Genomic DNA, 11,319 nt, shown 5'->3' on the forward strand with positions numbered 1-11,319 from the left:
TATGAGTTGTCCCCTAGTAAGCATTTTTTCCGGTAAATCCCTTAAATAACGTCATAAACACAATGCGAATATCGAACCACAGTGACCAATGACGAATATATTCCAGGTCGTACTTAACTCGCATTTCCATCTTTTCCAAGGTGTCGGTTTCACCCCGCCAACCATTGACCTGCGCCCAGCCTGTAATACCGGGACGCACTTTATGTCTGAGCATGTAATAAGCAACTTGCTTGCGATACTCTTCGTTGTGAGCGACCGCATGGGGCCTTGGCCCGACCACCGACATATCGCCAAGCAGCACATTGATAAACTGCGGCAATTCATCCAGTGAGGTACGGCGCAAAAACGCGCCTAAACGGGTAATACGAGGATCATTTTTGGTTGCCTGTACTACTTTGGCACCGTTTTCCTGCACCCGCATGGAACGAAACTTCATCACTTTTATCGCCTTGCCATCCAGACCATAACGATTCTGACGGAAAAATACTGGGCCGGTAGAATCCACTTTGATAGCCACCGCAATAAAGGCTAGCAATGGCGATATCAGCAGCAGCACCGAAGCGCTGAATAGCAGGTCAAAGGTACGCTTATAGAAATCCTTAATCCCATATACGGGTGATTCGAACACGCTCAGCGTATCCGTTTCGCCTACACTACCGATACGGGCATGCATCAGATTCTTTAATAAAAAGTCTGGTACCAGAAGTACGTCTACCGTGGTATCACCCAAGCGCTGAATAATGTCCGCAATGCGTCTTTCAGCCAGCATAGGTAAACAAATATAAAGCTTGGATACTTTGCCCTGCTGGGCCATTTCCACAGCTTGTTCAATGGAGCCCTTAAGCAAGTGCTTATATCCCTGACCTAACCGTTCGGCCGTTCTGTCGTCAAAAAAGCCCACACATTCAAAGCCCAACTCAATATGGTTCTGCATTTCCTGATACAGCTGCATACCCGACTTAGTCATTCCAACAATGGCCACCGTTTGCATGCTCAGACCACGACGACGACGCCAGGCCTTAATATGCTTGGCAGAAATTCGCCAACTCACTAAGGCCAACAGGCTGGAGGAATACCAACCCAGCAACACCACGCGCGAAAACGTTGCACCTTCTTTTAGCACAAACAGCAAAGAAAAAATCAGCAGGAAACAGGCGCTGTGCACCAGAATGAGTAGCATCAACATGCGGGAAAAACGCCCGACCCGCCAGGAACGATAAAGAGCGACAGACTCACCGATATAGGCATATAGCAATACCAGAGAAAGAAGCACTAACAAGTAGTCGCGAGAAAAAGTCACACCGTACAGGTGGCTGGCCACAAATAAGCTCATGGCCAGAATAAACACATCTATGATGCGATAGAGAAAATGTGTTGACGAATCAATCTTAAATAACGAAGAGGTGTCCATTTTCCAATCCTTGAAACGAAGTGCTTAATTTCCGTTAAGCGCTTTAGCGGTGGCAGATCCTATAGTAAAAAAACTACACAGTTCAACTTTTAAACAAGATAAACTGTCTTCCGCTATGCTAAGCGCATAATTACATACATAAAATTCTATTGTTTGTTGAGCAACCTAGTACTTACTCTGGCCAATCTTGGCAGTATCAACCAGCTAAAAACCGCAACTGCCCAGCCGGTTGCCGAAGCGCCAAAGTCTTCACCACTAAACTGGCGATGCGGCACCCAAAGCTGAACTAGTTCATCCACGCCATAGAGTGCTAGCAACACTAAGAAAAACAACAGCTGACGCGATATTGAGCAACTATTTATTGCAGTCAATGTTGCCAATGCCACTGTCAGACAAAAGCCCACCACAGCATGCAAATGATGGTCAGAGCCTAACCATAATTCCAACGTTCTGGGCAAATCACCCCACCCTGGCACATATTTGGTGACAATAACCACTAAACAAGTTAGAAAAAGACCAAGTGCGAACCTATTGGAGATAGTCCATTTTTGTTTCAGTTTCATGAACTCGCCACTTTCCGTGTTGGCCCTCCGAAAACCGCATTAACATCGCGTTAACACACGTTTTATCTAACCTCGCGATGCTCTTTTTCTAGGATAACAAGTAGAAAATTAGCGCGCATCTAAAACATAATATTATTTTTCAAAGGTTAGCGTTTTTTTTCGTCGCACACAGGGTGTTTGTCAGACTTTTTTACACCAAACGTTTCAGCAAAAACATAAAACTCATTCAAATCAATGGCTTAAATATATGGCTCGCTTTTTGCTTATTTAAATCGCAGGAAAAGTTGTAATTTTTTTTCAGATAAGGAGATTCTCGATGCTGAAAGCTAACTTGTTGAAATCTTTAGTATTGGCTTTAAGTTTTGGCGCCGCGGGCGCTCAGGCCTCAATCGTCACCAACGGAAGCTTTGAAGACGGTGCAGGTGATTTGATCATTTTTAATGACCCTAGTCAGTGGAACGGAGACCCAGGGGTTACCTTCGACAATTTAGGCGCAGCCTCACCTGATAAACGCTGGGGTGTGTATGAGAATCTAAATGGCTGGGACGCGCGTGATGGTTCGGGCGTGGAAGCTGTACACAGCGGTAACATCGTAGATGGCGCTGGTGGTACCCAGTTTAACGCTTTTGATGGCAACTACTTTGTAGAGCTGGATACTCACTTTGATTACGAGAATCCAACCAACAGTAATTCCTGGATTCGTCAGGAGCTGACCGGTTTGAATATTGGTCAGACTTATGAGCTGTCTTTTGCCTATGCAGCCCGTACTCAAGACGCTAATGACAATGGCATTGGTGTTTATTGGGGCGAAACCGCTGATTTGTTCGGCGACTTGTTCCAAGTAAGCGTGGATTATGATGGTTCTAACTGGCTGAACTGGACAACTTACACCTTCCGCTTTACTGCGAGTGCGGCTGAGATGTTCCTGGGCTTCCAAGCCTTAGGTAACAAGCCTTGGGATGCAACTAATCAAGGACCGGATTATTACAATCCAGACAGCAACAAATACGGTGGTTTCCTGGATGCCGTTAACGTTACTGCAGTACCTGAGCCAGGTACACTGGCGGTATTGGCATTAGGTCTGGTTGGTTTAGGTGCCATGCGCCGCAAAGCCAAGTAAAGACTGTCAGATTTTTTTACAGAAAAGCCAGGCTTAGCCTGGCTTTTTTATTTTTACGCCCAGCATGTTCTGCGCCTTACACCTTCAACACCTTAAGCAGAGCGTATCAACTTTGCCGACTTTTACGGCAGAGTATTTGCCACCAAAACAGCACCAACTGACGAAGTCCTAGCAACATAAAACGCGGATTGTGCTTGATGTACCGCCAGAACAATCGTTTGGGTTCCTGACCGAAACGATAAAACCATTCCAAGCCCACTTTTTGCATCCAACGTGGGGCTGATGACTTTCGACCGGCAATAAAATCCACCGCCGCGCCAATGCCAATCATTAAAGGTCCCAAATGTTGATGACTGGCCATCCATTTTTCCTGTTTCGGGCATCCCAATGCCACCAGCAACAACTGCACATCCAACTGACGAATATCTTCCGCCACCTTATGCTCTTCTTCTGCCGTCAAGGGTCTGAATGGCGGCGCATAACGGTACACCAGACGTAAACGTGGGAAACGATGCAACAAGGTGTCGGTCAGGCTTTGCAACAAAACACTATCTTCACCACCGTAGATACCGACCCGAATCTCTTTGTCCTGGGCTTGTTCACAAAGCGCGAGAAACATATCTTGTCCGCGCACTTGGCTGGCCGATGAGTACCCTTGCAGGCGCTGCATCCATAATAAAGGTCGGCCATCTGGAAGTACTAACCTTGCACGTCTGAGCAATGAGGCGAAATCTGGGTCATCATAAGCTTCCATGCACATATGCACATTGGCCAGACACACATAGCCTTGCTGCCTCGTTTCGCACATCAGCAATATTGCATCCAAAGCTTGTTGGAAACTTGTTACCGCCACCTCGGTTGAAACGATATAAGACTTCAATCTGTGCTTCCCTGACCTTGATGTAATTCTTTATAGAGGCGCATTAGCTGGTCAGCATGCGCCTCGGGAGTATAGTAATGTTCGTAACGCTGTCTGGCCATATGACCAAGGTGGCGTAAATGCGCAGGCTCAGCCAGCAATTGTTTGATTTGACTGGCTAAGGCCGACAGGCTATCCAAAGCTATCCATTCGCCGTTTATTCCAGGCTGCACCAATTCTTGTAGCGCGCCTCTGGGGCTGGCCAATACCGGGGTAGCATGGGAAAAGCCTTCGATAACCACGTTGCCGAAGGTTTCCGCCACCTGAGAGGGCACTATCAACAGTGACGCCTCGGCGTAGAGCTTGCCCAGTGCAGATGCATCCGATATCCCCACAAACCTGACGTTCGCAGGCACTTTACCGGTCCGCGGTCTATCTGCGCCCGCAATCACCAATGGAAAATTGATCTCTTGCCAGGCTTCGAGCAGCCTATGCAGTCCCTTTTCCGGTGCATTTCGCCCCACAAACAGAGCAAAAGTGCGTTCTCCCTGCTCAGGTGAGTGATTACCGGCGCGAGGATCAGGACAAAAGTGCGGAATAACCCGCAGTTTATCGGCGGGAAACCCGGCCTTTAGATATTGCTGACGCACAAACTCTGACGGACAAATAAAAGCATCCACCTGATGCAGCCAGGTCTTACGCCAGCGGTGCAACTCAATCATACCTGCCACTACCAAGCTGGCGAGTTTGCTGTCCTGATAGGCACCTTGCCAGCACTGCTGCAAACTATGGCACCATGAATAGTCAATTAACCTATCAGGCAACATGGCAGAAGGCGTCAGGCTGCGGAAATTATGCAGTGTTAACACTGTCTTTAACCCCTGACGTTTAGCGTAATGAAAGACAGAGGGAGACAACAGCGGAAAAAAATTATGCACGTGCAGAATATCACCGCCAGAGACAGGAAATGTTGCTAACTGCTGTCTGACCTTTCGCTGCCAAAGGGTGCCTAAGGCTAAGCTAAGTTTTTCTATGGCAGTCGGGCTGGCTGGATTATTCAGGTGCCAAGGCAGCAGCGAAACGCCAGACTCCTGTAGCAGCAGAGCCTCTCGCTCAACAACCACATCTTCACCGCCGCGCTGTCGATAGAAACAATGGGCCTGAATGACCTTCACTTCACGACTCCTTTTTGTAAGCAATCGCGTATGCCCTGAGCAAAACGTTCCACCATGGCCGCCATTCCATAACGGCCTCCGCTTTCCTGCGCACCTTTTGCATATTGCTGATAGGTGTCGGGGCTTGTCAGTATGGCCGTTACGGCATTCGTCAGAGCGGTCGTTGTTGGCGCCACCAGTAAGCCATTCAACTCTGGTTTGAGGTAAGCAATTTCCGGACTATGGTAGGGCAAATCACAGGTAATATAAGGCAAGCCCGCGGCAAAGGCATCGAGAATGGCAAGCCCCGTCAGTCCCGGGTTTAGCACCAATGACGCCTCGGCATAGGCTTTGGCTTTATCTTGACCAAAACAGGCTCCCCGGTAATCCAGCCAAGAACGCGGGGTTAAAAGGGTCTCAAGTGGCCCGGCTCCCAGCACAATCAAACGCCTAATCACCCCGCGGTTATACAGCTGCTCTGCTGCATCCAATAACAGATCAAGACGCTTATTCTGGTACAAAGCGCCGCAAAAAAGCAGCGTACCAGTTTGCTGCACGCCGGTCTGCCGGTAGCTTCTCACTTGCCGGCTAAACTCGTCGCTATCAATACTATTATTCACCGAACTTATGCATGAAGCCGGCATCCCCGCCTTCTCAACAGCGGCAGCGACCTTATCGGTATAAGCAAAAAACCAGTCGGCCTGGGTCAACATGGCCGCTTTGAATTTTTCCCGCCAGCCCCCCTGTCGGCTCTGGTGGTTATGTCCATGGCCCCACCAGGCCACCTTTGGATTACCCAACAAACGACGTCGGGCCAGAAGACAATAGGTCAGTAAATGCCGGTTAGCCTGCTCAACAATGACCAGGTCATAATCGCCAAGCCCGCCGACTCTTTGCCAGGTAAGCTTGCCCAGCCTGAATACCTGTACTGTCTGGTAAAAAGCTTTAGGTGCAACCAAGCTGTTGTCTTGTTTGCTCCGCTCCTTGCTATCCGGCAACGAGAAGGCAACGGTTAGCTCAATATCGTCTGCTTGTAACGCGTCGTACAAGAACTCAAAAAAAGCCAAACGGTACTGTTTAAGCACATCCTGAATAATCAGTACCCGTTTCATTTTCTGCTGCATCCGTCGTTGGCATTCAAATCTGCAGGCGTTTGGCCTCGGCGCCATAACCAGATACGCGGCGCCACTTTGCGCATCAGTGCTTTTAGCCAGAGTAAAGGCCAGATCAGGCCACCGTGACGGCGGACAAAATGCATCCATTCATCAACGGGCACAAAACGGGCTGGGTTGTTCAGTAAAGCTAAACGGGTTGTCATTGGTAATGAGGCATCAAATACCGAGTTGAGCTTGCTGTTCGATGCGCACTGGCCGTACAAACCGGGGGCCACATAAAGGTAAAAGCCTGCCTGCTTGAGTCTTAAACCATAATCAAAATCTCCCAGGGCATGGGTGTAGGTTTTATCTAATATGCCTACCGTCTCGACCGCCGCTTTGGGAATAAAGCACAAGTTACCGTTAATAAAATCACATTGAATAGGCTGCGGCGCGGGCGTAAGCAGCGAGCCAAAGCCCAGAGGATGCCAAGCGCGCAGGCTGCGCCTACCGCCATAGCTAACCTTCGTGCAGCCCGGTTCGTGCATGCTCCCCACCATCGCCCCCAACCGGTTTGAGACTTTAGCTTGCCAACCGTGCAATCTGGCCAGGGCGTCAGTGTGTAACTGCACATCATCATTCAGCCAGATATAGGCATCGTAGTCATATTTGCAGGCCTGCTGCCACAAGTGTGTCATTGCCCCATTCCAGTACATTTGGCCAGAGCCCTGATAACGCTTAACCTGGGGAAAACGCTTTGCTACGGCGACTGACGTGCCGTCACTGCTGCCATCATCAAGCAAGAGTATGTCCAGGCTCACACCAACGGGTAGCTGCTGTGCCAGCAAGGATTCCAGACAAGCCAGAGTTTTGTCCTTGCGGTTATAGCAACACAGCATTACAGCATATCTCAGCATAAGGGTTGCACCTCATTACCGGACAGATTGCGGAGACGGCGATAGGATGGGTACAGCCATAGCAAGATGACCAACTCCCCGGCGATCAAACCATATAAACTGGCATTCACATCAAGCATTAGAATGAGAAATAGCAGCAGCGGCAAGGTTATCAATGCTGAGCTAACGCAAGCTTTAGCCAACAAACCAAACTGGTCGTTTGCCTGGGCAAACAACGAAGGAGTCAAACGAACACTGCGCAACAACACAATAACGCCCCACAGCACACAAAGGTAAAACATCATGCTGTTGTCTTTTGCTTCCCACAAACCGTGCGAAGGCCAGATCAATAACACCGCCACCAACAAGGCATTACCCGCCCACAGCAAGGCCGACCAGGCCATCATCTGACGCGCGGCAAGGCGAACAGCATTGCCATCGCTGATAGCCAGCAGTTGTACCAAACGAGGTCGCTCGTAAGAAGCCAAGGCGCCTTGCACCACAAAGCAAGGGCGAAACAACAGCGCAGCGGCGGCTATAGGAGCAAAAGCTGCCGGTCCGGCCAACAAACTAATCAAGTAACTGTGCCCGTTAGTGGTGGCTTCCACGCTTAAGGCTCCGGTCAGTGCCGCTTTACCCTGGCGCTGCATGCCTAGATTGACGGCCTGCCATTCACGCTGAAACAGTGCACGAAAAAGCAAACCACTGTGGGTACGCCCCAACGCCAGCAAGCCACCACATTGGGCAAACGCACACACCAGCATCATCCCTTCCAGCGTGAGCCAATTTATGCTCCACAACCAAGCAGCGCCGCTTAACATCAATACCGACGTTACCAGATCGCTACGCACAGCAAAATCGGGGTTAACGCTCAGCGCATAATTGCGTCCAAACCAGCGTAAGGTGCCGAAAAATACCAGCAAGGGGGCCCAAAACATCACCGGCACAGCAGCAGCTAAACCTAGTGTAAGTAACAACTGCCCCGCTGATACCAACAGGGCCAACAATAGGTTGGCACTAAAAAAACCGCGTAGCTGAGCCATATCTGGCTGTTTTTCTTTGAGGAACAACAGCAAGGGGGCGCCCAACAAAGCATTGCTCACCCCATAAGCAAGACCGGCGCTGACTTGCAACATGGCAAAACTGCCAAACTCGCTGGCATCGGCAAACCACAACAATAATAGCGAAAGCGCCAAGTTTGCGGCGGCCAAGGAAGCACTGGAAGAGACATTCAGGAGACGGCGCCATCCTGGCCACAGGCTTTTCATTAATACCTATCCGAGATAAAAACTAACACCAGGGAACGCGGCCTGGCTGGTCAGGCTAACTCGCCGTCCAATCGCCGAGCATATTGCCCCGCTAAGAGGCTGCAAAGTTAGCATAATTTGCATAAGTAATCAGCAGTTACCTTACAAAAGCACTCTGTTGTAAAAGCCTTTTTTGCTCAGGGATCGTACTTTGACCATAAGGTATTGCCGCGCTAGAGTGGTAAGCAGTGCATAAAAAATCAACAAAAAAGGTACCAGCAATATGCCTAGGCTATGGCATTCACAAGGAGAGGGGGATTTTACTCCTCTGTTGTCCTGGCTGGAAAACAAGGCGGTACAACGCGGCTTGGTTCTGAGCCAAACAGAATTCCTGTCAGGTCCCCTGGCACTGATAGATAACGGGGATTGTCAGATTGCAGAACAAGGTAAATCTTTGCTGCGACTTTCGCACAAACTGTTGAGTATCAGCCAACGAGATATTTATCCGCTGCATCGCAAAGATCAGCCCCCTTTTGATTTTCCTCTGCCCCCCAGAGAGCTTTGCGAACGGATTGAACAACCACCAGCCTGGCTGCTGGGCTTAGCTCCCTTACGCAATTTGCAGATATTGGCCAGGGGTAAGGGGCGTTATCAACAATGGCGTTTGACAAACAGGTTACATAAAACCTGCGGGATCATTTACCTGCTTGATATTGAACTGAACGGCATATCTGCACAGCATTTTTGTTTTTGCCAGACCTATCGCGGGTTCACCAAGAGCGAAAAACTTCTGACAAGCTGGCAACGATACATCAAGGATGTATTTCCAGGGCAGACAGCCGGAGTTTCTGAGATTGTAGCCTTGTACCGAAGACATCCTCTGGTTGTGCATCATGCCAATACCAGTATGCAAAAAGGTCGGCCAGATATTGCCAGTCAAACCAAGCGCTGGCTTAAGCCCCTGCTGCTAGCAGCATTTAGTAATGAACAAGGAATTATTCTGGACATAGACACTGAGTACTTGCATCAGTACCGGGTAAACATGCGTAAAGCGCGCTCTTTATTGTCACTGTGTAAAGGTGCCTTTGAGGAAAACCAGCAACAACACTGTGCCAACCAATTGGCAAACTGGATGCAAAACACCAATGTCTTGCGTGATTTGGACGTACATCTACAAGACCAGGTTACTTATCAACAGATACTTCCACCTCATCTGCACTGTCAGGCGGATAAATTACGTCATAATTTGCAAAAGGAGCGCCAGATTGCCCAGCAAAGACTTAGCGACCAATTGCAATCCACCGCCTATCAAACCAACAAGCAAATATTGATGCAAAGTATTGCGCAGTTGAACGATGGCGATAAGGGCCAGAAACCGGCCACGCAATACGGTCGCAAGCGTCTTATCCGGCAGTTAAACAAGATATTTGTTCTGACCGGACAGTTACATGACCAATCCCCGGATGACGAACTACACCGTTTGCGCATTGCATTAAAAAAGGCTCGCTATCTGGCTGAATTTTTTCAGCGTCCTAAAACAACAAAGCGGCTCTCCGTGCTCGCCTCTTCACTCAAACAGTTAACCCAAGACTTTGGTCTGTTTAATGATGCCTGTGTACAGCAACAGGCGCTGCATGGTTGGTTGGATAGTGCTCGAGCCATTAAGCGTCCTCCCTCTGAAAATATCGAGGCCCTGACACTGTTACTGCGATATTACCAGGAGCAAAAACGGCAGACAAAATACAAAATAAGCCAGCATTTACGGCTGCTGAATGATCCCAATCATCAGTCAGCATTGCTTGCAGCAACGCAAAATCTCATCTAGCCCAAAGGAACACCGCATGAAAATCATAGCCTGCTACAGCAATAAAGGCGGAGTAGGAAAAACCGCCAGCTCTGCCAACCTGGCCCATTTAATGGCGCAGTCGGGGCATAAAGTTCTGCTCTGCGATCTGGATCCTCAAGGCGCATCGTCGTTTTATTTTCGCCTCAAACCCGCCAAGAAACTCAGCGAAGACAGCTTCTTTACCGATCAGGACAAACTGCTGAAGGCCATTAAGGGCAGTGATTATGAAAATCTGGATGTACTACCGGCCAATATGGATTTTCGTGATTTCGATATTTTTCTGTCGCGCCTGGCCAAAGGCCATAGCGCCCTTAAAAAAGCCCTCAAAGGCGTGAAAAAAGACTATGACATTGTGCTGCTGGACTGCCCCCCCACCATTTCCATGTTATCCGAATCGGTATTTAGCTGCGCAAACTGGGTACTAGTGCCGGTGATCCCCAGCACCTTATCGGAGCGCACCCTGGAACAGCTGTTGGACTTTTTCACTCAGCACAAACTGGAAAAAAGTAAGATTCTCGCCTTCTTTTCCATGGTCCAGGTAAGTAAAAAGTTGCACCTTGATACTATGCAACGTCTAGGGGAGCAGCATGCTGATTTGCTGCTGAACACCTATATTCCATTCTCTTCGCATATTGAACGTATGGGGGTAAACCGAGCGCCAGCCACGGATTTTGCCAAAGCCACACCGGCTGCCCAGCATTATCTTGATCTATGGCGGGAACTGGCAACACGCATATGAACCTGATGCAGATTTGTCCGTATAACTTGTAAGTATTAAAGATTCGGACCAGCGCACATGACCATTAGACTGACTGAGTTAACTAAAACCACGCATATTGAAAAAGTCGTTATTCAATCCCTGGATTTATCATTGTTTCAGCTTTATGTGGCCATTAATCGCCAGGAGCACTTGGTGGTCGATGAATCCGGTCGGGCCATTCGGGCCAGCAATATACTCAACTTGCAGAAGTTATTTGACGGCATAAAGGTAAGCCAGATGTGCCTGCGTCATGAAAGTGCTTATGACGAAATGATTGGCCAACCGGCTAAACCTGGAGGGAATCGGTTAGAAGTACCGCTGGGAAACAACAGATTGTATTAAGCAGAGACTCTTATGGTGCAATGGCTT

The 11,319-nt window shown here is 48.9% G+C and carries 11 protein-coding genes; 4 read left to right on the forward strand and 7 right to left on the reverse strand.

Annotation, left to right across the window (positions count from 1 at the left end):
* Positions 1–13: 13 nt before the first annotated feature.
* Positions 14–1,411 (reverse strand): undecaprenyl-phosphate glucose phosphotransferase, encoded by a 1,398-nt coding sequence (locus tag IEX02_RS02485; protein WP_188689804.1) that lies wholly within the window; start codon positions 1,409–1,411, stop codon positions 14–16.
* 146 nt (positions 1,412–1,557) lie between these two features.
* Positions 1,558–1,974 carry a VanZ family protein gene (locus IEX02_RS02490; protein WP_188689806.1) on the reverse strand — a complete coding sequence of 139 codons (417 nt, stop codon included), beginning with the start codon at positions 1,972–1,974 and terminating at the stop codon, positions 1,558–1,560.
* Between the two features lie 316 nt (positions 1,975–2,290).
* On the opposite strand from IEX02_RS02490, the gene IEX02_RS02495 reads away from it, so the two are divergent.
* Positions 2,291–3,094, forward strand: coding sequence for a PEP-CTERM sorting domain-containing protein (locus IEX02_RS02495; RefSeq protein WP_188689809.1), 804 nt, complete (start codon positions 2,291–2,293; stop codon positions 3,092–3,094).
* 106 nt (positions 3,095–3,200) lie between these two features.
* On the opposite strand, the gene IEX02_RS02500 is transcribed toward IEX02_RS02495, so the two are convergent.
* The 5 genes from IEX02_RS02500 to IEX02_RS02520 are packed head-to-tail and all read right to left on the reverse strand — an operon-like array spanning position 3,201 to position 8,365.
* On the reverse strand, positions 3,201–3,974 hold the full coding sequence (locus tag IEX02_RS02500) for a WecB/TagA/CpsF family glycosyltransferase (RefSeq protein ID WP_229701999.1): 774 nt from the start codon (positions 3,972–3,974) through the stop codon (positions 3,201–3,203).
* Positions 3,971–5,128 (reverse strand): glycosyltransferase family 4 protein, encoded by a 1,158-nt coding sequence (locus tag IEX02_RS02505; protein ID WP_188689812.1) that lies wholly within the window; start codon positions 5,126–5,128, stop codon positions 3,971–3,973. The genes IEX02_RS02500 and IEX02_RS02505 overlap by 4 nt, the downstream gene beginning before the upstream one ends.
* A complete protein-coding gene (locus tag IEX02_RS02510; protein WP_188689815.1) occupies positions 5,125–6,219 on the reverse strand; it encodes a glycosyltransferase family 4 protein in 1,095 nt (364 codons plus the stop codon). The genes IEX02_RS02505 and IEX02_RS02510 overlap by 4 nt, the downstream gene beginning before the upstream one ends.
* Positions 6,216–7,118 carry a glycosyltransferase family 2 protein gene (locus IEX02_RS02515; protein WP_188689818.1) on the reverse strand — a complete coding sequence of 301 codons (903 nt, stop codon included), beginning with the start codon at positions 7,116–7,118 and terminating at the stop codon, positions 6,216–6,218. Before IEX02_RS02515 ends, IEX02_RS02510 begins: the two co-directional genes overlap by 4 nt.
* Positions 7,112–8,365, reverse strand: a complete 1,254-nt coding sequence (locus IEX02_RS02520; protein WP_188689821.1) for a hypothetical protein — start codon at positions 8,363–8,365, stop codon at positions 7,112–7,114. Before IEX02_RS02520 ends, IEX02_RS02515 begins: the two co-directional genes overlap by 7 nt.
* A gap of 262 nt (positions 8,366–8,627) precedes the next feature.
* Between IEX02_RS02520 and IEX02_RS02525 the strand changes: the two genes are divergently transcribed.
* Genes IEX02_RS02525 through IEX02_RS02535 form a run of 3 tightly spaced genes read left to right on the forward strand, consistent with a single transcriptional unit; the run spans position 8,628 to position 11,292 of the window.
* Positions 8,628–10,169: a CHAD domain-containing protein gene (locus tag IEX02_RS02525; RefSeq protein WP_188689824.1), complete on the forward strand. Its 1,542-nt coding sequence runs from the start codon at positions 8,628–8,630 to the stop codon at positions 10,167–10,169.
* Positions 10,170–10,185: 16 nt separating this feature from the next.
* Positions 10,186–10,929: a ParA family protein gene (locus tag IEX02_RS02530; RefSeq protein WP_188689827.1), complete on the forward strand. Its 744-nt coding sequence runs from the start codon at positions 10,186–10,188 to the stop codon at positions 10,927–10,929.
* Between the two features lie 57 nt (positions 10,930–10,986).
* Positions 10,987–11,292, forward strand: coding sequence for a DUF6482 family protein (locus tag IEX02_RS02535; RefSeq protein ID WP_188689830.1), 306 nt, complete (start codon positions 10,987–10,989; stop codon positions 11,290–11,292).
* Positions 11,293–11,319 lie beyond the last annotated feature (27 nt).

The organism is Bowmanella pacifica (genome assembly GCF_014645355.1).
Lineage (GTDB): Bacteria > Pseudomonadota > Gammaproteobacteria > Enterobacterales > Alteromonadaceae > Bowmanella > Bowmanella pacifica.

What these genes read in the sequence shown, in the direction of transcription:
- IEX02_RS02490 (WP_188689806.1), bottom strand. Translation starts at nt 1,974, where the DNA reads ATGAAACTGAAACAAAAATGGACTATCTCCAATAGGTTCGCACTTGGT.
- IEX02_RS02525 (WP_188689824.1), top strand. Translation starts at nt 8,628, where the DNA reads ATGCCTAGGCTATGGCATTCACAAGGAGAGGGGGATTTTACTCCTCTG.
- IEX02_RS02515 (WP_188689818.1), bottom strand. Translation starts at nt 7,118, where the DNA reads ATGCTGAGATATGCTGTAATGCTGTGTTGCTATAACCGCAAGGACAAA.
- IEX02_RS02530 (WP_188689827.1), top strand. Translation starts at nt 10,186, where the DNA reads ATGAAAATCATAGCCTGCTACAGCAATAAAGGCGGAGTAGGAAAAACC.
- IEX02_RS02535 (WP_188689830.1), top strand. Translation starts at nt 10,987, where the DNA reads ATGACCATTAGACTGACTGAGTTAACTAAAACCACGCATATTGAAAAA.
- IEX02_RS02495 (WP_188689809.1), top strand. Translation starts at nt 2,291, where the DNA reads ATGCTGAAAGCTAACTTGTTGAAATCTTTAGTATTGGCTTTAAGTTTT.
- IEX02_RS02510 (WP_188689815.1), bottom strand. Translation starts at nt 6,219, where the DNA reads ATGAAACGGGTACTGATTATTCAGGATGTGCTTAAACAGTACCGTTTG.
- IEX02_RS02485 (WP_188689804.1), bottom strand. Translation starts at nt 1,411, where the DNA reads ATGGACACCTCTTCGTTATTTAAGATTGATTCGTCAACACATTTTCTC.
- IEX02_RS02520 (WP_188689821.1), bottom strand. Translation starts at nt 8,365, where the DNA reads ATGAAAAGCCTGTGGCCAGGATGGCGCCGTCTCCTGAATGTCTCTTCC.